Genomic DNA, 25,845 nt, shown 5'->3' on the forward strand with positions numbered 1-25,845 from the left:
GAAAAAATTCCGGTTGTCGCAAGAGATGTTGGCAGCTGTGAGCCGGCGTCTCGACTCTATGCGGTAAGCGGCGTAAAAAGACACACCGTAAGCATGGCTTTTCCGTCCGAAGCAGCAAATTTTATGCAAAGGGCGGGAGATTATGGAGCAATTATGTTTATTTGATAGTTTAAAGGAAAAAGTAGACCGTGCTATCCGACTCTTTCAGACATTTGAGGAAATGGCACTGCGCATGAGCCAGAAAGGGTATTATCTGGCATTTAGCGGGGGCAAGGACAGCGTGGTGATTTACAGACTGGCGCAGATGGCAGGAATCCATTTTGAGGCCCACCATCATCTGACAACAGTGGACCCGCCGGAGCTGGTGCAATTTATCCGACGGGATTATCCGCAGGTAGTGATAGACCGGCCGGCTTTATCTATGTGGCAGCTGATTCCAAAAAAACAGATTCCGCCGACCAGAAAAGCCCGGTACTGCTGCGAGGTGCTAAAAGAATGCGGTGGAGAGGGCTGTTTTACCGTTACCGGCGTTCGCTGGCAGGAAAGTGCAGGAAGGGCCAATCGCGGCTTTGCGGAAATTCTGGGGAGAAATGTAAAGAAGCGGCAGGAAATTTACCTGAATTGTGATAACGATGAGCTCCGGAGACAGGTTGAAACGTGCGTGATGAAGGGCAAACGGGTTTTAAATCCGATTTTGGATTGGACAGAGGAGGATGTCTGGCTGTTCATCCGGAAATATCAAGTTCCATACTGTGAACTCTATGACCAGGGATTTCGACGTTTGGGCTGTATCGGCTGCCCAAAGGCCAGCTTTAAAAATCGTGTGCGAGAGTTTGAACGTTATCCAGGGTATCAGAAAGCGTATATCCGTGCGTTCGAGCGAATGGTCCAGGTTCGGCGGGAAGCAGGAAAAACGGACGGAAACTGGACCAGCGGAGAAGCTGTTTTTCATTGGTGGCTGTATGGCGGTTCAAAATCAGAATCACAGATTGACGGGCAGATGGAATGGAAGGATTTATATGAAACGTTTCCAGAGCATTGCACTGGCAGGGAAGAAGGGATTGATATGGCAGCATAGAACGCTGCAGAAAGGATGAGAGATATTGGACAAACATTCATGCAGGACCTGTAAAAATGCAAATTTAGAAAAAAAGGAAGAATTAAACGGCCGATTAGCCGGCAGATACCGCTACGGATGCAGTTACCGAAAAAACGGTTATATCTGCGGCGCAGTCACATCGGATGATGCGCTGGAATTTTTATGCTGTGAGGGATACTGTGGGGCAGCTGTTATAGCAAATGAAAAGCAGGAACGGGACAAACTGCTTGCAGAATTAGACCGCCGTATGGATATTTTGTTTGACCGGTGGATTTTATGGAAAGAACAGGGCGCGCCCGGGGTTAATGCAACAGATGGAGAATATTTAAACCGCCTTCGGGCTGGTTTAGAGCGGCTCCGTTTGAAAATGAAGGAGTGTTCATCCGGAGAGGACTATCCGGAAAACTATTATGCTCCTCTGCCTCCAAAGATGGACGTATCCTATATGGCAAACGCAGAGCAGATGAAGCGGCAGGCAGAAGAAATCTGGAATGCCTATCAGGAAAACCCAGATTATCAGTGGCTTGCACTCCATTATCCTGCCATGAAGAAACGCAAAAATGATAAGGATTACGAAAATGCCGGGAAGCTGCTTTCCTGTGTTTCGCAGTTAAAAAAGGCCATTGAGCAAGGGGAGGCCCTGCCTATCAAGAAAGAAATCCAAAAGCGTGATTTGACTATGGCATTTCATCTTTGCAGGACTAGACTGGAGAGCAGAAAAAAGGCGAACCGTAAGCGCACGACTGCGGGGACGGATTCTGGTCTGAAAGGACAAATGGATTTTGAGCAGTTAAAGGCATCGTAAAGGAGGCAGAACATGAGCTATCAGATGTTAGTCAAGAACTTGTTTAATGACATGTACCTGTTCTTCAGCGGTGGGGAAGCCATTGGCCTCCAGCGCCTCGCAGATGATTATCAGGGAGAACCTCTTCTGACAGCATTTTTAGGCAATCTGAACCAGGCATTGGAAATTCCTTATATGGACGCTATGCAGGGAAGCTACGCGATTTACAAAAAATACTGTGGAAAGGCACTCTCAGATTCTGATTGGGATGCGGCAGTTTCAGAAATTCGCGCATACATGGAAAAATGGCCGAATGAATGGTGTAAAGGAATCATTCTGGCTCTTTTAGAACTTCTGGAACGAGAGGCAAAAAAGAATGCGAATCCTTCAACTGAATCGCAGGAAGAACGGATAGAAGAGCAGCGTGAGCAGGAGCTGGAACCTGCTGCATAAATTTTAGGGCCGGAAGCATTTTTGCTGCCGGCCTTTTCACAAAGGAGAATACAGAGATGATTGAAAAAATTTTAGGGAATGTTCCGGATATTTATGAAATAAATCAAACTGCCGCGAAACTCCGGCAGCTTGACATGAGAGAAGAACTGCAAAAGCTGGCGGAAAAATATGCAGTCCCGAAGCAGAATACAGAGGCATTCCTTTCCGGAAAACGTTATTTTCTTGTAGATGGAGGACCGATACGGAAAACGTACCGCACTGCCAGAAGCAAGCTGCTGGATGAAATGGCTATGTTAAAGGATCCTCATTTTGCAGATGTGGTTGGGGCTTACCTGATTGGTATGTGCGGCAAAAGTGCAGTCGAACAGCAGATTTTGAAACCGCATAAGACCTTACAACGATGCGTGGAGTATCTCATGGAACAGGCATGGGAGATGGTAGATGATGAGAAAAAGAACCAGAGTATCCGGATGGGATTTGCCGTGCCGGACGATACGGTCTATCGCTGGGTACAGGAATATTATGCTCTGGATGATAAAGAACAATATGAGAAGGAGCGGAAAGAGGCAGAGGAGGAATTCCGCAAAGCAGGGGAAAAAACTGTGCGAAAGGAAAAATCTGCCGCTAATAAATCCAGTACAAAAGGAAAATCCAACAAGAAGACAACGGAAAAAGCAGTATCGCAGCCCGCAGGCTCACAGCGGGATAAAAAAGAAGCGGAATCTTCGGAGCCGCAGCAGCTGTCTTTATTTGACTGCTATGAATCTTAGGAGGATGGGATGGAACAAGAAAAAAATAATAAGGATTTTGACAGCATGAAGTATTTGAAATCTGGAGAACGGGTCAGCATTGTTCAGATTCAAATGAAAAGAACAGGTAAGAGCTTGTGCGGGGTTGGACCTCTTAACAGTCCTGCAGCAGTAAAGGATATGGTACAGCCTATTTTTGATATGTCGGATCGGGAAGTCTTTGCCGTCCTCTCTCTGGATGCAAAATTACTTCCTGTTGCGTTTGAAGTGGTAGCGGTTGGGGGAATCGACCGTTGTATTGTGGATGTACCGAATATCTTTAAACATGCCATTTTAAGTAACGCCTCCCACGTTTTGTGTATCCATAACCATCCATCGGGGGACCCAACTCCCAGTACGGAGGATTTACAAATCACCAAACGGATAAAACTTGCCGGAGATTTACTGGGCATCTCCCTGATCGATCACATAGTCATAGGTGCGGACACTTATTACAGCTTTAAAGAACGGGGTGGTTTGAAGTTTCAGGATCAGGAAAGTGAGGCAGCATGATTATCGCATATAAAGCATTTGATCTGGATTTATCCTGCACATCCGGCGGTCACCGGTTTCAGTACAAAACAGGTATCTGGAATCAGGAACCGGCGGCGGACTGTAGAAAAAGAGGATTCCATTGTGCAGAAAATCCCTTAGATTGTCTGTCCTATTATAGATGCTGGGAACATGCTGTTTACTATATGGTTCTGGCTGATGGGGATATTGACGAAGACGGACAGGACAGTAAAATTTCCTGTACCAGATTAAAGCTGGTAAAGCAGCTGAATCTGGAAGAATTTATTGCCCACAGTCTTCGTTATTTGATGGAGCATCCAAAAAGCAAAGAACACTACCTCGTCAGCCATGACAAAGGGGAGGCCCGGAATGGATTTGCCATTGTCCGAGGCAAAGAACCATATGCCTGCGGCCGACTTGGAGATGTTCTGGGATTGGCAAAAGAAGAGATCGGAAGTAATGAAATTTCAGAAATTGGACTTTTCGTAGTAGATGGGAAAGAAATTCTGCCTGACATTTGGTATGACGTAACAGGGAAAGAAATAGGAGGCTGTGAAGAAAATGAAGAAAAAATATCTGCTTAATAAATATCCGCTGATGGCCGATGCACGGATGATAAAAGAAGCCGGGCAGGATATTCCCAAACAGGAAAAAATGTATCGCACGGTCAAAGAAACATATAAAAATGACATCCATATAAACTGCCAGATAAAAGAGGGCATTCTCATGGTGGGATTTTATTATACGAGAGATCTTCGTCTTGGGGCACCTCATCCCGCATTTCTGCTCCTGATTGATCAGGAAAATATAACATATTCCACATGGGACATCCCGGCGGAATGCTGGAGGAGTGCAAGTGTACGAAATCTGCCGTGGCAGGGCGGTTTTTATGGAAAAAAATTTGCTGTGGACGACCAAAGCAATCAGATGCTGAAAGATTATCTGAATGTCTCAAAGGACGGATTAGATGGAATCCTGTTGTATCAGGAAAGTGTAATGGAAAAGAGGCTGGAGAAACGACATAAGAAGGAGACGGATGCATGGGACAAAGAACTGGCTGAAATCCGTCCACTCCCAAAAGACTGGACGGCCTGGGCTGATCGTCATGGGATGCATCAGCATTATCTTTTTTATGAATATTCCAGAAAGAAGCAGCAGGAAGGCTATTGTACCTGGTGCAGGAAAATGGTCCCTATTAAGGGGAAGCCAAAACATAACCGAATCGGGCGATGCTGCCAATGCGGACATGAGATTCAGTACAAAGCCAGAGGAAAAGCCGGCCGGTTTCATACGAAGGTTGAAACGGCATACATCCTTCAGCCTTGCGGTGAACGGATTGTTTTGCGGCAGTTCAAACTCCAACATTGGTATTATCCGAGGGAATATGAAAATCCGGAGTGCAGATATTTTGAGGAGCGCAGGGTACTTTATGATCAAAGCTGGAATGCTGAGGAATATTATTTTGGTGATTATAAGAGAAGGGAATACCGTTGGATCAAAGGATTCCGCACCTACAGCTGGTTTTGCAATTCAGAAGATCTTTTCCGTGATTACAGAGGAGAAGTCTACAAAAGAAATCTGCCGGCCTTGGAAAAACATCCAATAGGCAGAACCGGGCTGGTATCTATGTGTCGATACTCTGATAAAGTTCAACCGGATGTTTACCTCAGAAGATGGAAAGACCATCCATATTTGGAACAGGTGACAAAAGCAGGCCTTTATGGCCTGGCCAATTCCATACTGGAGAGAAATACTTTTAAGTTTACACCATCTAAAGAGTTGGCAAAATCGCTTGAGATAGACAGAGGAAGGATGCGGAGGCTCAGGGAAAACAAGGGAAATCACCTGTATCTGGCATGGTTAAAGTACGAGGACACCATAGGAAGCGGCATTCCGGATATTATGATTTCATGGTTTCAGAAACAGGATATTTCTGTGGATGACTTGAAATTCATTCTGGACCGCATGACCCCAAAGCGGATTTACCACTACTTAAGTAAACAGAGTCTGATAGCCGGACGTCCTCCAAAAGAACTGATTTCCACCTGGCAGGATTATTTAACCATGGCGGAATCATTAAGCCTGGATACGATGGAGGAAATCTTTTTCAAGCCAAAGGATTTGAAAACCAGCCACAACAATATGATTGCGAAGCTGGGAGGCGTGGACACGGCAAAATGGATTCAGAGTATTATGAGAAAATATCCAGACGTAGACCGGATCTGCCAGTCGATTAAGGAACGGTATCGCTTTGAAGATAAGCGGTATCGGATTGTCGTTCCTGATGGTGTCCGGGATATCGTTGTAGAGGGAGAGCGGCTGGATCTTTGTACGAGTTGGAGCGAACATTACTTTAGCCGGATTGAAAGGCAGGAATCCTATATTGTTTTTTTGCGAAAGAAAGAAAAACCGGAGGAACCTTTTTACCTGATTGAAGTTGAACCGGGAGGGTCAGTCCGTCAGAAACGAACCACAGGAGATGAACAGACACCCGAACTTGCAGATGCAGAGCCCTTCCTAAAAAAATGGCAGCAGCATATTTTAAAGAATTTAACCGAGGAAGAGAAGCATTTAGCCCAGATCAGTGTAAGACTCCGCAATGAGGAATTTAAAGAGCTCCGCAAAAAACAGTCCAAAATATGGAATGGAAGCCTTCGTGGGCAGCTCCTGGCCGATGTCCTGGAAGCTGATCTGATGGAAGCCGTTCTGTGCGCAGAAGAGACAGAGAATTGCTCAGAGGATACGCTGTCTGTTAATAGGAAAGCTGCATAAGAAAAGGAGGGAAAGTGCCCATGGAATTTTATGAAACAATAATAGGAAAACGTTTTTTTGAACACCAGCTTCCCAGATTGCTGGATACGCTGGAACGGATTGGGAACACTTTAGAAAACCTGCAGAATGTTTCTTTTATCCAGCCTTTTTCAGCTGCTTTTACGACAGAAAGCCAGGAAGAGGAACTGCTTGCTCTGCTGTATGACAGGGTATTGAAAAGCAACGGTTTTTCGAAAGCAACCCGTCTCGCAAAAGGCAGGCAAGAGACTCTTTCTGCCCTGGGAAAATTAGAAAAAACATTGTCAAAGGAGCAATGGAATCTTTTCCTTCAATATAATGCTGCCGTTAATCTGCACAGCTCGGAGGAAAGCCAGGAAATGTTCCGTCAGGGATATGGTACGGCAATACGGCTTATGGCAGTTGGTCTTTTAACAAATGAAAACAAGGAAAACGGTAAGAAAGGGTAATGCATTATGACAAAGTCTTTGATTCTGGAAAAGTATGGGAAGTCCATCCCGGTGAGGCTTCAGGTTCGCTCCTATTTGAATGGAAATCTCGCTATTCAGATGATAACCTGCGAAGATGGCGAACCATGGAATACCTTAACGGTAAATCTGGGTGGAAAGTGTAAAAAGGACTGTGCATTTATAGATACCAATAATAACGGCGATAGTATTCTGCCCTGGCTGGTGCGAAATGGACTGGCTGTGCCGACCGGTGTGCTGGGCCGAAGCGGTTACTGCGTTTATCCGGAATTTCGCTTTCGGGACAGTGCATTAAAAGAGGCAGATCCGGATGGGTATGAAAATTATCTAGAAATCTTGCAGGCTACGGGGGCGAGAAAATGAATAAAGAAACTATTTTAAAATTATATCGGGGGGACTCTTTATTTCAGGAACTCCCAGAAGAATTCAATGCTAGAGGGAAAGAACTTTTATATGAATTGGTTCACTGTCAGGAACGTATGCGAAATTTAATTCCGATAGAACATAGAGAAGAATTTTATCAAATGTGTGAAAACCACTGTTTGCTGGATACGCAGATGGCAGAGGAAACCTATGTACAGGGATTTATGACAGGGATGCGTCTGGCGGTAGAGGCATTATATGAGGATAAAATTTGATAAAATTTCAAAAATATCTCATATATTTCTCAAATTCCCTTTAACAGCCGCTATTTATTATTATGAAAGGCCTTTAAAGCATATGTACATTGACAACTGAATACTAAGATTTAATATGCGGGATTAAAAAATATTGAAAACAGGTTAAAGATTCCTTCACTTCTGGACATTATGTCCAGAAGTGGGATTAAAAGTAGAGGAGGATAAAATTATGCAGAGAAACGCAAAAGCAATTAACAAAAAACGGCTTGTCAGATATAAGGACGGCGCCGAAATGTATAGTATGGGCATGAATAAATTTCAAACGCTTGCAAAAGACGCGGGAGCTACTTTAAAAATTGACCGATTGGTTTTGGTTGATTTAGACGTATTTGACGAATATCTTGAATCATTCCGTGTGAGATAAATAGAGCAGGAATAAGGAAAAGGATTTGCATGAAAAATTGTGATTGACTTACTGTTTAACCAAAAGGTATAATAGTCATGTAATGGATGGAGGTGCATAGGATGGCGAGAACTGGGAGACCAAAATCAGATAATCCTAAAAATAATTTTATTGGATTAAAGATGACTGCGGAGGAATCAGCGAAGCTTAGAAACTATGCCTCCAAACATGACATGACTATATCACAGGTGCTGCTAAGAGGGATTGATATGCAATACGAGTTGGATACAATCTCAGAACAGTAACAAGTGCAAGCCCTTTCCTTGGAAAGGAGCGGATATGGCCGGTTCAAGGAAAGACAATAAGGGCAGAGTATTAAGAAAAGGCGAAACGCAGCGTAGTTGTGATAATAAATACGTATATACCTATACAGATCCGGAAGGAAAACGGCGAAGCATCTACTCCAAAGACATTCTGGAACTGCGGAAACGGGAAACTCAACTTATCCGGGACCAGCTCGATGGTTTAGATACATATACGGCGGGGACTGCGACAATTAATTTTGTTTTTGACAGATATATGTCAACAAAGTCGGAACTTCGAGATACGACCAGGCAGAACTACATATATATGTATAATCATTTTGTAAGAGATGGGTTCGGAAAAAAGAAAATTGCGGCCGTAAAATATTCAGATGTATTGCAGTTTTATCAAACCTTGTTAAAGGATAAAAACTTACAGCTTAATACATTGGATACAATCCATACGGTGTTGCACCCGACATTTCAATTGGCAGTGAAGGATAATGTTATTCGAATAAATCCGAGTGATGGAGTGATGAAACAAGTGAAGAAATTACCAGGAAAAAATCATGGAGTAAGACATGCTTTGACACCAGAACAGCAAAAAGCCTTTATGGATTATATAGAAAATAGTATAACGTATAATCACTGGTCATCTATTTTTAAGTTTTTGCTTGGTACAGGGTGTCGTATAGGCGAAGCGATAGGAATTCGATGGGAAGATCTGGATTTCGAAAAGCGTTTGATTAGTATTAATCACAGCTTAATTTATTACAGCACGAGGTACAAAGACCATCCGATGTGTACCTTTGCAATATCATTGCCGAAAACAGAAGCAGGCATCCGAACGATTCCTATGATGGATATTGTTTATGAGGCATTGCAGCAGGAATATGCCGAACAGCAGGAAAATGGATTTAGTGATGTAGAAATTGATGGTATGAGCGGATTTGTGTTTACAAATCGTTTTGGCAATGTTCATAATCCACAAACGATTAACAGGACGATTAAACGCATATATGAAGCTCACAATGCGGAAGAAATTGTTAAAGCGGCAAAAGAGCATCGAGAGCCAATTTTAATACCACACTTTTCTTGCCATCATTTAAGGCATACGTTTTGTTCTAGGCTTTGTGAATGTGAAACAAACCTGAAGGTACTACAGACAATTATGGGTCATGCTAATATTGAGACAACGATGGATATTTATGCGGAGGTAACTAATAAGAAAAAAATGGAGGCAATGGAGAATTTATCCAGATTGGATATATTTTAGAAAAAGCCCCATTTGTTATGATTTTATGCGTACGACAAATTTTGAAGAGTACGACAGTGATACGACGAATTGCAGAGATTTCAACGATTTTATAGGAAATTTGTAGTTGATATGAAAAGCTAAAAAAGTTGTTAATAACGAAAAAAGTGGTTTATGAAAATAAATTGATGATTATTCCCCACTCTCAAGAGTCTGGGCGGTTCTGACAGCCAGAAGAAGGCGGAGACGGCAGCGGCCCCTGCGGCAGCGCCGGAGACCATTGACTTCTCCAAGGTGAAGATCGAGCCGCTGTTTGAGGAGATGGTGGATTTTGAGACCTTCTCCAAGTCCGATTTCCGCGCCGTGAAGGTAAAGGACTGCGTGGCAGTGCCCAAATCCAAGAAACTGCTCCAGTTCACCTTAGACGACGGAACCGGCACGGACCGCACGATTTTAAGCGGAATTCACGAGTATTACGAGCCGGAGGAGCTGATCGGCAAAACCTGCATCGCCATCGTGAACCTGCCGCCGAGAAAGATGATGGGCATTGATTCCTGCGGAATGCTGATTTCTGCCGTACACGAGGAGGACGGCCATGAGGGCCTGAATCTTCTCATGGTGGACAGCCGGATCCCGGCAGGTGCGAAGCTTTACTAGGAGCCGGAAACGGACAGGTAAACCATAGAGAAACGGACACTTTCCCAGAAACATACCGGGAAGGTGTCCGTTTTAAATTGTTTTGATTTCATTTCAGATAGGGAAACGGGAAACGTGCTCCCTGGCCATTTGGCGCCGGCAGCTGTTTCCTGCCGGTTTATAAAAAGCTAATTTTATAAAAATTTTATTGGACATCCGGAAGGTGATCTGTTATTCTGGATAAAACCCCATCAGTTTTCCGCATTTCTGCAGTCCGGCGCGCGTGTTTGTCAAGCGCACACTTTTTCATGTCATAGGAAACTGCGTTCCCTATGACACAAAAGCCTCCGGCGGGAGGCGCACTCCGCGCAGAGGAATATGGCTGCTGACGCAGCCGCGCTCCGGCGCGCGTGTTTGCCAAGCGCACACTTTTTCAATTACAGTTCCTCGTAAAGTTTCCCGTAAATTTCCTCACTTAAGGCATCTACATAGGAAGGATCCGGCAGGTCGTGGTTTGTGACCAGAATATCCTGGATCAGCTCGAACCGTTTCAGGCTCAGTTCCTCCGGTGACAGTTCCTCCCGTTCCGCACCCAGTTCCCCGTCCAGCGTTTCCCCGGTGTAGGTACGCGAAAACCAGTCAATGATGTCTTTTGTGCGGGCCTCCTCCTCGTCCACCTGGGCGGCCACGGTTTTTACGGACTGAAAGGAACGGACAGCCACCAGCAGACAGCCTACGGCCATGGCAGTGGTCATGCACTGCACGATCATCCGGGACGCCCCGGAGATGGAGACGTTTAAGATTCCGGTCCACAGCACCAGGGACGCGGCGGCCAGCGCGGCGCCTACCAGGGCGAAGGCCGCGGCGGAGGATTTCAGATCCTCCCGTTTCTGAGATTTCTTTACGTAGGCGTGGACGCGGGGCGTTTCCCGGGTGTTCCCTTCAGAGGCCGTGAGGGCGGCAGCCAGAGCCTGGGATTTTAGCTCCCCGGCCATTTCTTCCTCCTGCTTTTGGGCTGCCATGGCCTCCTCCCGGCTTGGGAAAAGCGGCCGGCCGCAGTCGGTGCACACCGTCACTCCCTCTACAAATTCCATATCACATTTTGGACAATAAGGCATATTGTTCTCCCCCTTTTCCGCTCCAATGAGCTGGTGTTCCCATTATACTCTGAAACCGGTGGGTTCGTCCATCCTATCTTCCTGTTTCTCCGGAATTTTACACTTCCCTTTTCTCAGGAAATAAGCTAAAATGAAATTCAGGTATGCCCTTGACCGCCGCCGGCGTATGGGGCAGTTTACAGGAAGGAGAAGGGAAATGAAGATTGCGATCGTAACCGACAGCAACAGCGGGATTACCCAGCGGCAGGCGGAACAGGAAGGGATTTTTGTGGTTCCCATGCCGTTCATGATTAACGGGCAGACGTACTACGAGGATATAGATTTGACCCAGGAACAGTTTTATGAGAAATTGGCGGAAGGGGCGGATATTTCCACCTCTCAGCCTACGCCGGAGTCAGTGACCGGCCTGTGGGACAGGCTACTTGAGGAGTACGACCAGATTGTCCACATCCCCATGTCCAGCGGCTTAAGCGGCTCCTGCCAGACGGCTATGATGCTGGCCCAGGACTATGAGGGAAAGGTGTTTGTGGTGAATAACCACCGTATTTCCGTGACCCAGAGGCAGTCTGCCCTGGATGCCAAGCGGCTGGCGGAGGAAGGAAAGACTGGGGAGGAGATCGCGTCCCTTCTCTATGAGACGAGGTATGACTCCAGCATTTACATTACGGTGGATACTCTGAAATATCTGAAAAAGGGCGGACGGGTGACCCCTGCGGCCGCTGCTCTGGGCACCCTTTTGCGGATCAAGCCGGTGCTCACCATCCAGGGAGAGAAACTGGACGCTTTTGCCAAGGCCCGCACCATGAAACAGGCCAAGACCATTATGCTTTCGGCCTTAAAAAAAGACCTGGAGGAGCGTTTCTCTGACGGGGAGGCCCGCCATTCCTTCCTTCAGATCGCCCACACGGCCAATTTTGATGCGGCGGAGGAGCTGAAACAGGAGCTGGCAGAGCTGTATCCCGGCGCGCCCATTCACGCGGATCCCCTGTCCTTAAGCGTTGCCTGTCACATAGGCCCGGGCGCTTTGGCCGTGGCCTGCACAAAAATGCTGGAAGGCTAAAGTATGTGGAAAAAATTCAGACGTACAGTGAGCATGAGGACGCCCCTGGTCATCATGCTGTTTGTCATTGGGTTTCTGCCCATGTTTCTTCAGGGGAGGCTGCTTTTGACGTCCCTGCGCCAGAATCAGATCGAGGCCAGGACGCTGGAGATCCAGAATCAGTCCCTGATTTTGAGTAACCGCCTGACCCAGTCGGGCTATTTAAACGGGGAGGTGACGGACACGATCCTGGACAGCCAGATGGATGTGCTGGCGGACGTGTTCAACGGCCGGATTGTGATTGTGGACGGGACGTACCGGATTGTCCGGGATACCTTTAACCTGTCTGAGGGGAAATACTATATTTCCGAGGAAATCCTCCGCTGTTTCCGCGGGGAGAGCAGCAATAAATACAACCGGGACAAGCATTATATCATCCAGACCTTTCCCGTTTACCGCGCGGGAAACGGGGCCATCGACGGGGTTATGGTGGTGACGGCCTCTACGGCCCCCATCCTGAGCCTGACGAACATGGTAGGGGAGAAAACGACCATGTTTGAGGGAATGGCCCTGATCCTTATGGTCATTGGGATCCTGGCATCCGTACGGCTCTATATGGGCCCGATTTATGATTTCCGGCGGGCATTAAAACGGTTCGCGGCGGGGGATATGGACGAGATCCAGGTGGATGCCTATAAGGAGACGAAGGAGATGTCCGCGGCGGTCAGCCAGGCTTTCACCAAGCTGCGGGAGGTGGACAATTCCAGACAGGAGTTTGTTTCCAACGTGTCCCACGAGCTGAAAACCCCCATCACCTCGATCCGGGTGCTGGCAGACTCCCTCATGTCCATGGAGAATGCCCCGGTGGAGCTGTACCAGGAATTTATGGTGGATATTTCTGACGAGATCGACAGGGAGAGCAAGATTATCGACGATCTTCTCTCTTTGGTAAAGATGGACAAATCGGCGGCAGAGGTGATGAATATCAGCCAGGTCAATATCGGCAGCCTGCTGGAGCTGATTTTAAAGCGGCTGCGGCCCATCGCGAAAAAACGCAACATCGAGCTGACGTTGGAGACGATCCGGGAGGTGACCGCCGAGGTGGACGAGGTAAAGATTTCCCTGGCGCTCAACAACCTGGTGGAAAACGCCGTAAAGTACAACCGGGAGGACGGCTGGGTCCGGGTGACCCTGGATGCGGATCACAAGCTGTTTACCATTAAGGTGGCAGACTCCGGCATCGGAATCCCGGAGGAGTTCCAGTCCCGGATTTTCGAGCGTTTTTACCGGGTGGACAAGGCCCGCTCCCGGGAGACGGGAGGCACCGGCCTGGGTCTGGCCATCACGAAAAACGTGATTCAGATGCACCGCGGCACCATCCAGGTGAGCAGTGTGGAGGGGGAGGGGACTGTGTTTACCGTGCAGGTTCCCCTCACCTATATTTCATAGAGGAGGAGATGAGAATGGAGAAAAAGCGAATATGGTTGCCGGTTCTCTGCCTTCTTTTCCTCCTGGCCTGCGTGGCCGCCGGCTGCGGAAGGAAATCCGCTCCTGCGGGGACGAGAGAGGACGGAGAGTACTGGATTTACTACCTGGACGCGTCCGGGACCAGGCTCACGCCCAATGCGTACCAAACGGAGACCACGGACACGGATCAGCTGGTGGAGGAGTTAATGGGGCAGCTGCGTTCTGTTCCCCAGGAGCTGGACAGCCAGTCGGCGATCCCGGAAAAAGTGGAGTACCGCGGCTTTCATCGGGAGGAGACGGTGGTATACCTTACCTTCAGCGACTCCTACAACAGCATGAAGGCGGATCAGGAAATCCTCTGCCGGGCGGCTCTGGCCAGGACGCTCACTCAGGCGGAGGGCGTGAACTACATCAGCATTCTCGCCGGGGAGCAGCCGCTTTTGAACTCTAAGGGGCAGCCGGTGGGAGTCATTTCCGGAAACGATTTCATAGACAGCATCAGCGACGTGAACGCCTATGAGAAAACGACTCTGACCCTGTATTTTACAGACGAGAAGGGGGAACTTTTATACCCGGAGACCAGGGAGGTGGTACACAATGTAAATACCTCCATGGCCCAGCTGGTGTTGGAGGAGCTGATCGCCGGGCCGGAGGCGTTTCGCCTTTGTCCCACCATTCCGCCCACTACGGAGCTGCTAAACGTCTCCGTAAATGACAACGTGTGCTATATCAATTTTGACGAGGATTTCCTGAGCGGAAGCGGAACCCTGGCGGTGGCGGATTACATCCCCATCTATTCCATTGTGAATTCCCTGGCGGAGGCCGCTGGGATCAACCGGGTGCAGATTTCCGTAAATGGCTCGGGAAATGTGAAATTTCGGGATTCTATCTCTCTGGACACCCAGTTTGAGAGAAACCTGGACTATATAGGAGGAAAATAACCATCAGACGGCCGCTGGTATTTTTGGCAGGGGGATTGGTACTTGGAGAGGTATTGGCCCTGCGTACGGCGGAGATGGCGGTGCTTTTAGCCGGTCTGCTGCTGAAACTTCTCTGGGATTGCAAACGGAGACAGAGCCTGTGGGCGCTGCTTTTGGCGCTTTCTGTGGCCTTTGGCCTGTTCCGGGCGGAAATGGCTGGAAGGCAGGCGGAAACGGCACGGAATCTGGCGCCGGAGAGCGGCAGCCGGGTGACGGGCACCGTCAAGAGCCTGGAGGCAAAGAGCGGCGGCTACGGGGCAGAGCTGACTGGCTGCCGCCTGGAGCCCGGCGGAGAACCGGTGGGCACCGTATCGGTGTTTTTTGAGGAAAAGCCGCGGTTTCAGGCCGGCGACCGCGTCTGGGCCGCCGGCCGGTACAGCCAGTACAGCCCGGCCACGAACCCGGGAGAGTTTGACTATCGCGATTACTATGAGTCCCGCGGCAGCTTTTGGAAACTGTCGGCAAAAGAGTGGGGACAGCTGCCTGGAGGAAATCCCCTGCGGAGAGTCCTGGGGCAGTTGCGGGAAGGCTGCGCACGGATTTTGGAGGCCTGCGGCGGGGAGAAGGCCGGGATTTTTAAGGCTATGCTTTTGGGGATGAAGGGAGATATTCCCGACGAGATTTACGCCCTGTACCAGGAGAATGGGATTTCCCATCTGCTGGCGATCAGCGGCCTTCACGTGTCCATGCTGGGGATGGGGCTGTACGGCCTGTTAAGACGGCTGGGAGCGGGAAAACGGGGCGCGGCCGCCGCCGGCGGCGCTTTGATGGCCTGCTACGGGCTGATGACTGGCTTTTCTCCTTCCACCCAGCGGGCGGTGATCATGTTTCTGGTTTCCGTCGGCTCCGGCTGCCTGGGGAGAGTGTATGACCTGCCGTCGGCTTTGGGGCTGGCGGGGGCGGTGATTGCCTGGAGAGAGCCTCTTTCGCTGGCTCAGGGAGGCGTCCAGCTTTCTTTTCTGGCGGTGGGAGGCATCGGCGTCCTGGGAAAGGCCCTGGAGAGGGCCGGGATCTGGGAAGGGCGGCTGGGAGCCTTGGCGGTGAGTTCTCTGGCGGTGCAACTGGCCACCTATCCTGCGGTGCTGTATCATTTTTTCGTCTATCCGCCTTACGGGATTTTGCTGAATCTTCTGGTCATCCCTCTGATGACCTACGCCATGATTTCCGGCCTGCTGTGTCTGGGAACGGGGGCGTTTTGCCTGCCTCTGGGACGGGTCTGTATCGGGAGCGGCTGTTACATTCTGGAACTTTATGAGTTTCTGTGCGGCCTCTGCGGCCAGCTGCCTGGAAACCGTCTGGTGATCGGCCGTCCGGCGCTCTGGCAGGTGGCGGCCTACGGGGCGCTGCTGGCGTTCTTTGCCTGGAACGCCGGGCGGATGAAACATAAGAAACTGGGCTTTGCCGCGGTGACGGCCGTCCTGTTTCTGACGCTCTTTCCCCTGCCGGAGAGAGGGGTCCGGGTCACTTACCTGGACGTGGGTCAGGGGGATGGCATGGTGGTGGAGGCGGAAGGCGTCACCCTGCTTTTGGACGGCGGCAGCACGGATAAAAAGAAGGTGGGGGTCCAGATCCTGGAGCCGTTTCTGCTGTCAGAGGGAATCCGCCGCGTCGATTATGCGGTGGTGAGCCACTGTGACAATGACCATATAAGCGGGCTAAAGGAGCTTTTGGAAAACGGCGCTGTGGAGGTGAATACGCTGATTTTACCGGCTCTGGGGGCCGGGGATGAGGCCCAGCGGCAGCTGGCCCGTCTGGCGGAAGAAAAGGGAATCCGGGTGGCGCAGATGGCTCAGGGGGATGGGCTGCAGGCGGGGAACATGAGCCTTTCCTGCCTCTACCCTTACCGGGACAGTGAGCCACCGCCGGACCGGAACGATCAGTCCCTGATCCTGCGGATGGACTGCGGAGACGCCTCTTTTTTATTTACCGGGGATACGGGGGAGGAGTGTGAGCGGGAGATGGCGGCACGTCCTGACACCAGGGCGAAACTGGGAGAGGTGACGGTGCTGAAGGCTGCCCACCACGGTTCCGCCTCCTCCAGCTGCGAAGAATTTCTGGAGCTGGTGCGTCCGGCCTTTGCCGTGTTGTCTTACGGCGAGGGCAACTCCTACGGCCATCCGGCTCCGGAGGCGGTGGAGCGGCTGGAGCAGACGGGAGCCCGCCTTCTGGAAACGGCAAAACTGGGAGCGGTGACGGTGTGGACGGACGGAACGCGGATCCGGATCCATCCCTTTAGAAAGGAAATGGCAGATGCAGACGCTGAATAAGGATTTAAAGGAACAGAATTTTAAACGGACGTATCTTCTCTTTGGCGAGGAGGATTTTCTGAAAAAAAGCTATAAAAACCGGCTGAAGGACGGGATTACCGGCGGGGATACCATGAATTACAACTATTTCGAGGGAAAGAACGTGGATGTGAAGGAGGTCATGAACCTGGCGGACACCATGCCCTTTTTTGCGGACCGCCGCCTGATCCTTCTGGAGGATACGGGATTTTTTAAAAGCGCCGCCGGGGAGGAGCTGGTGAGCTATCTGCCCCAGATGCCGGACAGCACCTGCATGGTTTTTGTGGAGTCGGAGGTGGACAAGCGGAACCGTCTCTATAAAAAGGTGAAGGAGCTGGGCTACGCGGCGGAGCTGTCCCGCCAGGACGCCTCCCAGCTGGCCCGCTGGGCCGGAGGGATCCTGGCAAAGGACGGAAAGCGGATCACCGGGCGGACCATGGATCTGTTTTTGGCCTCCGCCGGGGACGATATGGAAAATATCCGCATGGAGCTGGAAAAGCTGGTGAGCTATGTGGGAGACCGGGAGGTGGTGACGGACGAGGATGTGCGTGCCATCTGTACCGTTCACGTCACCAGCAAGATCTTTGAGATGGTGGGAGCGATCGTGGGAGGAGATACGAAGAAAGCCATGGACCTTTACGAGGACCTGCTGACCCTCAAGGAGCCGCCCATGAGGATCCTGTACCTGATCGCCCGTCAGTTCAACCAGATTTTGCAGGTGAAGGAGCTGATGGGAAAAGGGCTGGACAAATCCTCCATCGCCTCAAAGTTAAAGATGCAGCCCTTTGTGGTGGGGCGGACCATGCCTCAGGCCAGGGCCTTTACCAGAGAGCAGATCCTCTCCTATGTGGAGCTGTGCGTGTCGTCGGAGGAGGCGGTAAAGTCGGGAAGGCTGCAGGACCGGCTGGCAGTGGAGCTTTTAATCGCGAAAAAATACCGCTGACCGGCATGGCAGACGGCGGGAAGGCCCTCTCCCGCCGGAAACGGCTGCCGCGGTCTGCCTTTGACAGGCCAGGCGCCGGCGCTCCGGCTGAAACGGGAAAATAAATCCTGGCAGTTTGCCTCAGATAGAAGGCGCGCCAGCGAGGGCAAAACCGGCGGCTACCTTTCTCATCGGTGGGCCTTTGGTTTTTGACGCAGTCGTTTTCTTCGTTCTCATTTTTCTCATCTGTTTTCCCTCATTTTAAAAAAAGGGAGACGGACTCTCTATTTTCCCCGAATTGCTTTACAAATAGTCGCTCCCATGGTATAGTAAATGATAAGTTAGGAACAACTAACTAAAAACAACAAACAGTTCATCATTTACACAGGAGGTATCAGACATGAAAAAAGAGATGACAGCTGCATTAAATCAGTATCTGGCCAACGTGGCAGTTCTTTACGTGAAACTGCACAACCTGCACTGGAATGTGGTGGGGAGAGACTTTAAGCCGGTTCACGAATATCTGGAGACGCTGTATGACGGTTTCGCGGGGACGCTGGACTCCGTGGCGGAATGCCTGAAGATGAATGGGGAGTTCCCCCTGGCCTCTATGAAAGCATATATGGAGACAGCTACGATCCAGGAGCTGGATTCTGCCGTGATTCGTTCCGTGGAGGCGCTGGATGTGGTAAAGCAGGATATGGGAGCGATGAAGGCGCAGGCGGAAACCATCCGCGCCCAGGCGGACAGCGAAGGGCTTTATGGACTGGTGGCTATGATGGAGGAACAGCTGGAGCATTATCAGAAAACGCTGTGGTTTTTGGAGGCGATGACTCAGTAGATTGGCTGATAAACTGCGGCTTTGCTAAGCGGCGGCGCGCAGATAGGCGGCGTTGTTGATCCGTTGCGTGGTTGATATGCTGCAATGTTGATATATTGTAATGTTGATATGCCATAATGTTGATATATCGCAATGCTGATATGCCGCAATGCTGATATACTGCAATGCAGATGCACCGTAATGCAGATGTACCGCGGCGTTAATATACTGCGGCGCCGATGCGCTGCGGCAGGAGAGAAAACGGCCGCTGGTTTTTGGGCCAGAGGAGTCTGGGAAAAACGCTGGGAAAACCCTTCGGTTCAGGAAACCGTAGAGCGCCCAGTCCCCATTTTAGCCAGCGACCTTTTTTCACTGCGGAGAACAGGCATTCCGCCGGAGCCTTTTGCGCAACAGGGAAAGAAACTTCCCATAACACAAAAAAGAACTCTTATCCGTCACACCAGCGAATAAGAGTCCTCATTCATATTCTCTCGTCTATAATTTAAGCCATGCCATTGACAGCCTTAGCCAGACGGGATACCTTACGGGATGCCGTATTCTTGTGGTAAACTCCCTTGGTCTCAGCCTTGTCAATCTCAGCGGTAGCAGCTACTAAGCAAGCCTGTGCAGCAGCCTTGTCACCAGCAGCGATAGCAGCGTCTACCTTCTTGATAGCAGTTCTTACTTTGGATCTGATAGCTTTATTTCTAGCAGCCTTCGTCTCGTTTACTAAGATTCTTTTCTTAGCGGATTTAATGTTAGCCAATCTGTACACCTCCAATTATTTTCATTTTCATTAATCTTCGGTTTGCATCGAAACCTGGACACGGACAGTTCAATGTAAACATACTATTGTATTTTATCCAATCTGTCCCGGTCTGTCAATACATATTTCAGCCTTTTTTTGCAGAAAATGTAACCGTTCAGCCATGCCATTCATAATTTGACGGATTTTACAAAATTGGCTAACGTGAAGCGTTATTAGCCGTCAAATTATTCATGACGGGCGTCCGCCCTATAGAAACATATGGCAAAACACTGCTTAGTGAGCAAGCTCTCACGCAGTATTTTGCCATATGTTTCTGCATGGCTGAACGGTTACCAGCAAATAAAGCAATCAGGAGCAGGAAGGAGAGAAATGAAGATGGAACGAGGGGCAGGAAGGCGGTCCGGGAGAAGGAGAACCGAAAAACGGCAGAACACAAGGCGTCATGGGGGTGTTTCTGGTGGAAAAAGGTTTGAGGTGCGGACAGATCTGGCGCTGGAGAGCAGGGAGAACGTGCGCGGTGCCGGGAGGTTTCCGGATGGGGTGGTATTCCGGGAGTGGAAGGACGGAGGGATCTCCCTCACGGAGGTACAGGTGGAAAACGACCGCGGGGCGAAGGCCCTGGGGAAACCGGTGGGGATTTATCTGACCCTGGAAGCGGGAAAGCTGGGGGAAAAGGACGAGGGCTATCACGAGGACGTGGCGGAGGAGCTGGCGGCCCAGCTAAAAAGGCTCGCCTGCAAAGCCCTGAAACGGAAACGGGAGCAGGGCTTTCCAGGGATCCATGTGCTGGCGGTGGGCCTGGGAAACCCTTACGTCACCCCGGACTCCCTGGGGCCGCGGGTCTTAGGAAATGTGCGGGTGACGAGAAAGGTGGCGGATGACGGGGATCTTCCTGTGCTCAGCGGGATTGTGCCGGGAGTGATGGCTCAGACGGGGATGGAGACGGCGGAAATCCTGCGGGGCATTATCCGGGAGACGCAGCCGGATCTGGTGATCGCCATTGACGCCCTGGCAGCCAGGAGCATCCGCCGTCTGGGAACCACCATCCAGCTGACAAACACCGGCATCCACCCAGGCTCCGGCGTGGGAAACCACCGCCACGGGCTGACGGAGGAGAGCCTGGGAATTCCAGTGCTGGCCATCGGCGTGCCTACGGTGGTGGGAGCCCCGGCCATTGCCCAGGATACGGTGGCGGCGGTGGCGGCGGCCCTGGAAAAGGGGAGCCGCACCAAGGGCGTGGGGAACTGGTTGGAGCAGATGGGGGCAGAGGAACAGTACCAGCTGATCCGGGAGGTGCTGGATCCGGAGCTTGGCCAGCTTTACGTGACGCCCCCGGACATTGACGAGACGGTGAAACAGCTGAGCTTTACCATATCGGAAGGAATCCACCGGGCGTTTTACGGCATATGATGATAGAAGGTGATGTTGAGAGAGTGGGTGGACGGGTGAGGATTGGGAGACGAAGGGGATGGGGCCGCCTGGCGCTGGCCCTCTGTACGGCGGCGGCCCTCTGGGGCGGCAGAGAGCTGTGGCTGCCTGATGTAGGCAAAGAAACGGGAACACCGGTGTTTCAGGAGCTGGGGGCGGAGGCGGCCAGAGCCTGCCTGAGATTTGTCTGGAACGGCCACTACCCGGCGGGAAGGCCCTGGGCGGATGGGGCAGGAATAGTGGAGCTGGCCCTCCGCACCGTGCCTTCCTACCGGCTGGGAAAGGAGCGGCAGGAGCTGGAGCGGATGAAGGAAGGGCGGGATCCGGCCTTTTCAGACTATCTGAAAAACCAGAGGTTTTACGCGTCCTATGAGGCATTGGGAGCCGGGAGCGGGGCGGCGGACGCCGCTGGGAGCGGCACAGCCGGGGGAAATGAGGCGGCATCAGGTGGAGGCTCTGCCATCGCCGAACCAGCCGGGACGGCGGATATAAAAGGTCAGTCATCGGAATCATCCGGATCCGCAGCGTCGGACAAAGCCAGCGGGTCATCCGGAGCGTCTACAGCCGAAACGTCCATACCCGGGACGCCGGGCCAGGAAAGCCAGGCGTCCGAACCTGCCGAAACCGCGGATACAGAAAGCCAGGCGTCCGAACCGGCGAATACAGAAGGTCAGACGTCCGAACCAGCCGGATCCGAACCGGCAGCCACAGCCATCCAGCCATCCTCTCCAGGACTTCCGGCGGCTGTGGGAGAGGGAGGGCTGATCATCAGCAGCGCCCTGCCGGAGGCTCTCTCCGGAAACGCCTTTGCCGCCCTTCCATCCGGCCAGGAGTCCCGGAATTCCCAGGCTGCCTCCGCCCGCCCGGTCACCGGCCAGACCTATTCCCTGGAGCAGCTGGCCGACTACGACTTTCTCATGAAGACCTTCTACAGCGTCCACCCGTCCACCACCGCCGGCCGGGATGAGATGAACGCGAAAGACCTGCTTTCAAAGGACCTGCGGCTGACAGCAGGGAATGACGCCCCCCAGATCCTCATCTATCACAGCCATTCCCAGGAGACCTTCGCCGACTACGGGCCGGAGCACCGGGAGGCAACTGTGGTGGGAGTAGGAGCCTATCTGGCAGAGCTTTTGCGGGCTAAAGGCTACAACGTGATCCATGATACCTCCGTCTACGACCTGCGGGACGGAAAGCTGGACCGCAGCCAGGCCTATACATATGCCCTGGAGGGGATTACGGCCATTTTGCAGGAAAACCCGTCCATTGAGGTGGTATTAGACATTCACCGGGACGGGGTGGCCGAGGGCACCCATCTGGTTTCGGAGGTCAACGGGAAACCCACCGCCTCCATCATGTTTTTTAACGGCATGAGCCAGACCCCGGACGGCCCCATCGAATATCTGCCAAACCCTTACCGGGAGGACAATCTGGCGTTCAGCCTCCAGATGCAGGTGAAGGCCGCCGCCTATTTTCCCGGTCTCACCAGGAAAATTTACTTAAAAGGACTGCGCTATAACCTCCACGTCCGCCCCCGTTCCTCCCTGGTGGAGGTGGGGGCCCAGACCAACACCTACCAGGAGGCGAAAAATGCCATGGAACCGCTGGCAGAAGTTTTAGATATGGTGTTGCAAGAAAATTAAAAAAATGGTATGTTATTGTATAGCCGTGAGCCGCCGGAATGCCTGGATTTTTCAGGCGGGGCGGCTCCTTACAGACCATAGCGGGCCACCGGCCCGCGAAAACGAAAACACCCCATGAAAGAGGAAGATAATTTATGTCAGCAGACCAGAGCAAAATCAGGAATTTTTGTATCATCGCCCATATAGACCATGGCAAATCCACCCTGGCGGACCGGATCATCGAGCGCACCGGCCTGCTCACCAGTCGGGAAATGCAGTCCCAGGTGCTGGATAACATGGATCTGGAGAGGGAGAGAGGCATCACCATCAAGGCCCAGGCCGTCCGCACCGTGTACAAGGCAAAAGACGGGGAGGAATATATTTTCAACCTCATCGACACCCCCGGACACGTGGATTTCAACTACGAGGTTTCCAGGAGCCTGGCAGCCTGCGACGGCGCGATCCTGGTGGTGGACGCCGCCCAGGGCATCGAAGCCCAGACCCTGGCAAATGTTTACCTGGCCCTGGATCACGACCTGGACGTGTTTCCGGTGATCAATAAGATCGACCTGCCCAGCGCCGATCCCGACCACGTGGCCGCCGAGATCGAGGATGTGATCGGCCTGGAGGCCCATGACGCCCCCAGGATTTCCGCCAAGACGGGACAGAACGTGGAGGAGGTGCTGGAGGCCATTGTCCACAAAATCCCGGCTCCCACGGGAGAGGACGACGCTCCGTTGCAGGCTCTGATTTTTGACTCCCTGTACGATTCCTACCGCGGCGTCATCGTATTCTGCCGGGTGAAGAACGGCACAGTGAAAAAGGGCACGCCCATCAAGCTCATGGCCACAGGGGCCACCTTCGACGTGGTGGAGGTGGGTTACTTCGGCGCTGGCCAGTTCATCCCCTGCGACGAGCTTTCCGCCGGCATGGTAGGCTACATCACCGCCAGCATCAAAAACGTCCGCGACACCCGCGTGGGCGACACCATCACCAACCGGGACAACCCCTGCGCGGAGCCCCTCCCCGGCTATAAAAAGGTGACACCCATGGTGTACTGCGGCCTCTATCCGGCAGACAGCGCCAAGTATCCCGACCTGCGGGATGCCCTGGAAAAGCTCCAGTTAAACGATGCTTCCCTGTTTTTCGAGCCGGAAACCTCCCTGGCCCTGGGCTTTGGATTCCGCTGCGGATTCCTGGGGCTGCTCCACTTAGACATCATCCAGGAGCGGCTGGAGCGGGAGTACAACCTGGATCTGGTGACCACTGCCCCCGGCGTTATCTACCGGGTGCACAAGACCAACGGCGAGATGATCGAGCTCACCAACCCCTCCAATCTCCCCGACCCGTCGGAGATCGAGTACATGGAGGAGCCCATCGTCAGCGCGGAAATTATGGTGACCTCCGAGTACGTGGGCGCCATCATGCAGCTCTGCCAGGAGCGCCGCGGAAACTATCTGGGCATGGAATACATCGAGGGCACCAGGGCGCTGTTAAAATACGACCTTCCCTTAAACGAGATTATTTATGATTTCTTCGACGCCTTAAAGTCCCGCTCCAGAGGCTACGCCTCCTTTGACTACGAGCTGAAGGGCTACGAGCAGTCGGAGCTGGTAAAACTGGACATCCTGGTAAACAAGGAGGAAGTGGACGCCCTGTCCTTTATCGTGTTCTCCGGCTCCGCCTACGACAGGGGACGGAGAATGTGCGAGAAACTGAAGGAGGAGATCCCCAGACACCTGTTTGAGATCCCCATTCAGGCGGCGGTGGGCGGCAAGATCATCGCCAGAGAGACTGTAAAGGCCATGAGAAAGGACGTTCTCGCCAAGTGCTACGGCGGCGACATTTCCAGAAAGAGAAAGCTTTTGGAGAAACAGAAGGAAGGAAAGAAACGTATGCGCCAGATCGGAAACGTGGAGATTCCGCAGAAGGCGTTTATGAGCGTACTGAAATTAGACGATGAGTGATAAGAAAAAGCTGGAGCTGTACATCCACATCCCGTTCTGCGAGAGAAAATGCGCCTACTGCGATTTCCTCTCCATGCCGGCCACCCTGGGTGTGCAGCGGGGGTATGTGGAAACGCTGATCGACGAGATCATAAAGGAGAGCGCCGGGGTGCGGGATTATGAGGTGTCCTCCATTTTTATCGGGGGCGGGACGCCCTCTATCCTGCCGGGGGAGTACATTTTAGGCATTTTGCAGGCGGTGGGGGACTATTTTGACGTGGGGACGGATGCGGAAATCACCATCGAGATCAATCCCGGCACCCTGGATCCCCACAAGCTGGAGTGCTACCGGGAAGGCGGCGTCAACCGCGTCAGCCTGGGCCTTCAGTCGGCGGACGACTGGGAGCTGCGGGTGCTGGGGCGGATCCATACATACGACGATTTCTTAAAATCCTACCAGCAGGTGCGCCAGGCAGGCTTTTCCAACGTGAATGTGGACCTGATGTCCGCCCTGCCCGGACAGACCCTGGACAGCTGGGAGCGGACGTTAAAAAAGGTGCTGATGCTGCGGCCGGAGCACATTTCCGCCTACAGCCTGATCATTGAGGAGGGAACGCCCTTCTTCGACCGCTACGGCAACGGAGGCCAGGCGTTTCCGCCCCTGCCGGACGAGGACACGGAGCGGGAAATGTACCATGTGACCAGGTCGGTGCTGGAATCCCACGGCTACCACCGGTACGAGATTTCCAATTACAGCCGTCCCGGCTGCCAGTGCCGCCACAATCTGGGCTACTGGACGGGAGTGGACTATCTGGGGCTGGGCCTTGGGGCCGCCTCCTGCGTCAGCGGGTTCCGGTTTAAAAAAGAGGAAAATCTGCGGGCCTATATGGAAAAAGCCTCCCAGGCGGATTTTCCGTCCTGCCTCTACAAGGAGATCCACAAGCTGGATCAGAGGGACCGGATAGAGGAGTTTATGTTTCTGGGCCTGCGCCTGACGGAAGGAGTGTCGGGAGCGGAGTTTCTGCAGCAGTTCGGCCAGAATATGTGGAACGTGTACGGCCCGGTGATCGAGGATATGGAGCAGAAGGGCCTGCTCCAGGTAGAGCATCCGCGGGTGTTTCTCACGGAAAAGGGGATGGATCTGAGCAATTATGTGATGAGCCATTTTCTGCTGGACTGATTTGGGGGACAGCCGGAATCGAAAAAAATAAAAACGGCATAAAAAAGTGCGTATTCCGCCAGCGGCTTTCCTATCATAGGGAACGCGGTTTCCTGTGCATGAAAAAGCTGCGGTTTTCCGATGCAATATCCGGAAAGCCGCAGCTTTTTCTTTTCCTTA

General features: G+C 51.9%; 25 protein-coding genes and 1 pseudogene. 24 read left to right on the plus strand and 2 right to left on the minus strand.

Features of this window, described 5'->3' with window-relative positions; all coding sequences use genetic code 11:
• Positions 1–142 precede the first annotated feature (142 nt).
• From B5E84_RS04655 to B5E84_RS04720, 14 genes and pseudogenes are all read left to right on the plus strand, one after another.
• The gene (locus B5E84_RS04655) at positions 143–1,078 is read left to right on the plus strand and encodes a phosphoadenosine phosphosulfate reductase family protein (RefSeq protein WP_087219906.1); all 936 of its coding nucleotides are present in this window, start codon (positions 143–145) and stop codon (positions 1,076–1,078) included.
• Between the two features lie 25 nt (positions 1,079–1,103).
• A complete protein-coding gene (locus tag B5E84_RS04660) occupies positions 1,104–1,904 on the plus strand; it encodes a hypothetical protein (protein WP_087219909.1) in 801 nt (266 codons plus the stop codon).
• A 12-nt stretch (positions 1,905–1,916) separates the two neighbouring features.
• Positions 1,917–2,336 (plus strand): hypothetical protein, encoded by a 420-nt coding sequence (locus B5E84_RS04665; protein ID WP_087219912.1) that lies wholly within the window; start codon positions 1,917–1,919, stop codon positions 2,334–2,336.
• Between the two features lie 56 nt (positions 2,337–2,392).
• The gene (locus tag B5E84_RS04670) at positions 2,393–3,106 is read left to right on the plus strand and encodes a Cas9 inhibitor AcrIIA9 family protein (RefSeq protein WP_087219915.1); all 714 of its coding nucleotides are present in this window, start codon (positions 2,393–2,395) and stop codon (positions 3,104–3,106) included.
• Between the two features lie 9 nt (positions 3,107–3,115).
• Positions 3,116–3,637 (plus strand): JAB domain-containing protein, encoded by a 522-nt coding sequence (locus tag B5E84_RS04675; protein ID WP_087219918.1) that lies wholly within the window; start codon positions 3,116–3,118, stop codon positions 3,635–3,637.
• Positions 3,634–4,221, plus strand: coding sequence for a DUF7666 domain-containing protein (locus B5E84_RS04680; RefSeq protein ID WP_087219921.1), 588 nt, complete (start codon positions 3,634–3,636; stop codon positions 4,219–4,221). The genes B5E84_RS04675 and B5E84_RS04680 overlap by 4 nt, the downstream gene beginning before the upstream one ends.
• Entirely contained in the window at positions 4,199–6,409 is a 2,211-nt protein-coding gene (locus tag B5E84_RS04685; RefSeq protein WP_087219924.1) for a PcfJ domain-containing protein, read from the plus strand. The genes B5E84_RS04680 and B5E84_RS04685 overlap by 23 nt, the downstream gene beginning before the upstream one ends.
• A gap of 20 nt (positions 6,410–6,429) precedes the next feature.
• A complete protein-coding gene (locus B5E84_RS04690) occupies positions 6,430–6,876 on the plus strand; it encodes a DUF6809 family protein (RefSeq protein ID WP_087219927.1) in 447 nt (148 codons plus the stop codon).
• A 6-nt stretch (positions 6,877–6,882) separates the two neighbouring features.
• Positions 6,883–7,257 carry a DUF4313 domain-containing protein gene (locus B5E84_RS04695; protein WP_087219930.1) on the plus strand — a complete coding sequence of 125 codons (375 nt, stop codon included), beginning with the start codon at positions 6,883–6,885 and terminating at the stop codon, positions 7,255–7,257.
• On the plus strand, positions 7,254–7,532 hold the full coding sequence (locus B5E84_RS04700; protein WP_087219933.1) for a DUF6809 family protein: 279 nt from the start codon (positions 7,254–7,256) through the stop codon (positions 7,530–7,532). Before B5E84_RS04695 ends, B5E84_RS04700 begins: the two co-directional genes overlap by 4 nt.
• Before the next feature lie 211 nt (positions 7,533–7,743).
• A complete protein-coding gene (locus tag B5E84_RS04705; protein ID WP_087219935.1) occupies positions 7,744–7,938 on the plus strand; it encodes a DUF6462 family protein in 195 nt (64 codons plus the stop codon).
• A 101-nt stretch (positions 7,939–8,039) separates the two neighbouring features.
• Positions 8,040–8,222 (plus strand): hypothetical protein, encoded by a 183-nt coding sequence (locus tag B5E84_RS04710; RefSeq protein ID WP_087219938.1) that lies wholly within the window; start codon positions 8,040–8,042, stop codon positions 8,220–8,222.
• A gap of 34 nt (positions 8,223–8,256) precedes the next feature.
• Entirely contained in the window at positions 8,257–9,495 is a 1,239-nt protein-coding gene (locus B5E84_RS04715; protein ID WP_087219941.1) for a site-specific integrase, read from the plus strand.
• Between the two features lie 171 nt (positions 9,496–9,666).
• Positions 9,667–10,131: pseudogene (locus tag B5E84_RS04720) on the plus strand (hypothetical protein); the annotation flags it as partial.
• Between the two features lie 416 nt (positions 10,132–10,547).
• Here the strand turns inward: B5E84_RS04720 and B5E84_RS04725 are convergent.
• Entirely contained in the window at positions 10,548–11,228 is a 681-nt protein-coding gene (locus tag B5E84_RS04725) for a hypothetical protein (RefSeq protein WP_087219947.1), read from the minus strand.
• 196 nt (positions 11,229–11,424) lie between these two features.
• Here B5E84_RS04725 and B5E84_RS04730 point away from each other — a divergent pair, with 196 nt between their 5' ends.
• The 6 genes from B5E84_RS04730 to B5E84_RS04755 all read left to right on the plus strand — a co-directional run bounded on the left by B5E84_RS04730 (position 11,425) and on the right by B5E84_RS04755 (position 18,762).
• On the plus strand, positions 11,425–12,288 hold the full coding sequence (locus tag B5E84_RS04730) for a DegV family protein (protein WP_087219950.1): 864 nt from the start codon (positions 11,425–11,427) through the stop codon (positions 12,286–12,288).
• A gap of 3 nt (positions 12,289–12,291) precedes the next feature.
• A complete protein-coding gene (locus tag B5E84_RS04735) occupies positions 12,292–13,716 on the plus strand; it encodes a sensor histidine kinase (protein WP_087219953.1) in 1,425 nt (474 codons plus the stop codon).
• A 14-nt stretch (positions 13,717–13,730) separates the two neighbouring features.
• A complete protein-coding gene (locus tag B5E84_RS04740) occupies positions 13,731–14,675 on the plus strand; it encodes a GerMN domain-containing protein (RefSeq protein ID WP_330374173.1) in 945 nt (314 codons plus the stop codon).
• A 53-nt stretch (positions 14,676–14,728) separates the two neighbouring features.
• A complete protein-coding gene (locus B5E84_RS04745) occupies positions 14,729–16,981 on the plus strand; it encodes a DNA internalization-related competence protein ComEC/Rec2 (protein ID WP_087219959.1) in 2,253 nt (750 codons plus the stop codon).
• Positions 16,965–17,942, plus strand: a complete 978-nt coding sequence (holA, locus tag B5E84_RS04750) for a DNA polymerase III subunit delta (RefSeq protein WP_087219962.1) — start codon at positions 16,965–16,967, stop codon at positions 17,940–17,942. Before B5E84_RS04745 ends, holA begins: the two co-directional genes overlap by 17 nt.
• A gap of 379 nt (positions 17,943–18,321) precedes the next feature.
• On the plus strand, positions 18,322–18,762 hold the full coding sequence (locus tag B5E84_RS04755; RefSeq protein ID WP_087219965.1) for a Dps family protein: 441 nt from the start codon (positions 18,322–18,324) through the stop codon (positions 18,760–18,762).
• 481 nt (positions 18,763–19,243) lie between these two features.
• Here the strand turns inward: B5E84_RS04755 and rpsT are convergent, their stop codons facing one another.
• Entirely contained in the window at positions 19,244–19,507 is a 264-nt protein-coding gene (gene rpsT / locus B5E84_RS04760) for a 30S ribosomal protein S20 (RefSeq protein WP_087219968.1), read from the minus strand.
• 372 nt (positions 19,508–19,879) lie between these two features.
• Here rpsT and gpr point away from each other — a divergent pair, with 372 nt between their 5' ends.
• The 4 genes from gpr to hemW all read left to right on the plus strand — a co-directional run bounded on the left by gpr (position 19,880) and on the right by hemW (position 25,686).
• A complete protein-coding gene (gene gpr / locus B5E84_RS04765) occupies positions 19,880–20,920 on the plus strand; it encodes a GPR endopeptidase (protein ID WP_242963295.1) in 1,041 nt (346 codons plus the stop codon).
• The gene (locus tag B5E84_RS04770; protein WP_242963296.1) at positions 20,917–22,581 is read left to right on the plus strand and encodes a stage II sporulation protein P; all 1,665 of its coding nucleotides are present in this window, start codon (positions 20,917–20,919) and stop codon (positions 22,579–22,581) included. The genes gpr and B5E84_RS04770 overlap by 4 nt, the downstream gene beginning before the upstream one ends.
• A gap of 134 nt (positions 22,582–22,715) precedes the next feature.
• Positions 22,716–24,527 carry a translation elongation factor 4 gene (lepA, locus tag B5E84_RS04775; protein ID WP_087219971.1) on the plus strand — a complete coding sequence of 604 codons (1,812 nt, stop codon included), beginning with the start codon at positions 22,716–22,718 and terminating at the stop codon, positions 24,525–24,527.
• Positions 24,520–25,686 carry a radical SAM family heme chaperone HemW gene (gene hemW, locus B5E84_RS04780; protein WP_087219974.1) on the plus strand — a complete coding sequence of 389 codons (1,167 nt, stop codon included), beginning with the start codon at positions 24,520–24,522 and terminating at the stop codon, positions 25,684–25,686. The genes lepA and hemW overlap by 8 nt, the downstream gene beginning before the upstream one ends.
• The last annotated feature ends 159 nt before the right edge of the window (positions 25,687–25,845 follow it).

The sequence above is a fragment of the Lachnoclostridium sp. An14 genome, assembly GCF_002160755.1.
Lineage (GTDB): Bacteria > Bacillota > Clostridia > Lachnospirales > Lachnospiraceae > Lachnoclostridium_A.

Bases quoted from the DNA above. Each gene is read 5' to 3' on its own strand.
- hemW (WP_087219974.1), top strand. From the start codon at position 24,520: ATGAGTGATAAGAAAAAGCTGGAGCTGTACATCCACATCCCGTTCTGC.
- B5E84_RS04735 (WP_087219953.1), top strand. From the start codon at position 12,292: ATGTGGAAAAAATTCAGACGTACAGTGAGCATGAGGACGCCCCTGGTC.
- B5E84_RS04705 (WP_087219935.1), top strand. From the start codon at position 7,744: ATGCAGAGAAACGCAAAAGCAATTAACAAAAAACGGCTTGTCAGATAT.
- B5E84_RS04690 (WP_087219927.1), top strand. From the start codon at position 6,430: ATGGAATTTTATGAAACAATAATAGGAAAACGTTTTTTTGAACACCAG.
- B5E84_RS04675 (WP_087219918.1), top strand. From the start codon at position 3,116: ATGGAACAAGAAAAAAATAATAAGGATTTTGACAGCATGAAGTATTTG.
- lepA (WP_087219971.1), top strand. From the start codon at position 22,716: ATGTCAGCAGACCAGAGCAAAATCAGGAATTTTTGTATCATCGCCCAT.
- B5E84_RS04725 (WP_087219947.1), bottom strand. From the start codon at position 11,228: ATGCCTTATTGTCCAAAATGTGATATGGAATTTGTAGAGGGAGTGACG.
- B5E84_RS04730 (WP_087219950.1), top strand. From the start codon at position 11,425: ATGAAGATTGCGATCGTAACCGACAGCAACAGCGGGATTACCCAGCGG.
- B5E84_RS04700 (WP_087219933.1), top strand. From the start codon at position 7,254: ATGAATAAAGAAACTATTTTAAAATTATATCGGGGGGACTCTTTATTT.
- B5E84_RS04655 (WP_087219906.1), top strand. From the start codon at position 143: ATGGAGCAATTATGTTTATTTGATAGTTTAAAGGAAAAAGTAGACCGT.
- holA (WP_087219962.1), top strand. From the start codon at position 16,965: ATGCAGACGCTGAATAAGGATTTAAAGGAACAGAATTTTAAACGGACG.
- B5E84_RS04685 (WP_087219924.1), top strand. From the start codon at position 4,199: ATGAAGAAAAAATATCTGCTTAATAAATATCCGCTGATGGCCGATGCA.
- B5E84_RS04740 (WP_330374173.1), top strand. From the start codon at position 13,731: ATGGAGAAAAAGCGAATATGGTTGCCGGTTCTCTGCCTTCTTTTCCTC.
- B5E84_RS04670 (WP_087219915.1), top strand. From the start codon at position 2,393: ATGATTGAAAAAATTTTAGGGAATGTTCCGGATATTTATGAAATAAAT.
- B5E84_RS04710 (WP_087219938.1), top strand. From the start codon at position 8,040: ATGGCGAGAACTGGGAGACCAAAATCAGATAATCCTAAAAATAATTTT.
- B5E84_RS04665 (WP_087219912.1), top strand. From the start codon at position 1,917: ATGAGCTATCAGATGTTAGTCAAGAACTTGTTTAATGACATGTACCTG.
- B5E84_RS04680 (WP_087219921.1), top strand. From the start codon at position 3,634: ATGATTATCGCATATAAAGCATTTGATCTGGATTTATCCTGCACATCC.
- B5E84_RS04715 (WP_087219941.1), top strand. From the start codon at position 8,257: ATGGCCGGTTCAAGGAAAGACAATAAGGGCAGAGTATTAAGAAAAGGC.
- gpr (WP_242963295.1), top strand. From the start codon at position 19,880: ATGAAGATGGAACGAGGGGCAGGAAGGCGGTCCGGGAGAAGGAGAACC.
- B5E84_RS04755 (WP_087219965.1), top strand. From the start codon at position 18,322: ATGAAAAAAGAGATGACAGCTGCATTAAATCAGTATCTGGCCAACGTG.
- B5E84_RS04695 (WP_087219930.1), top strand. From the start codon at position 6,883: ATGACAAAGTCTTTGATTCTGGAAAAGTATGGGAAGTCCATCCCGGTG.
- B5E84_RS04770 (WP_242963296.1), top strand. From the start codon at position 20,917: ATGATGATAGAAGGTGATGTTGAGAGAGTGGGTGGACGGGTGAGGATT.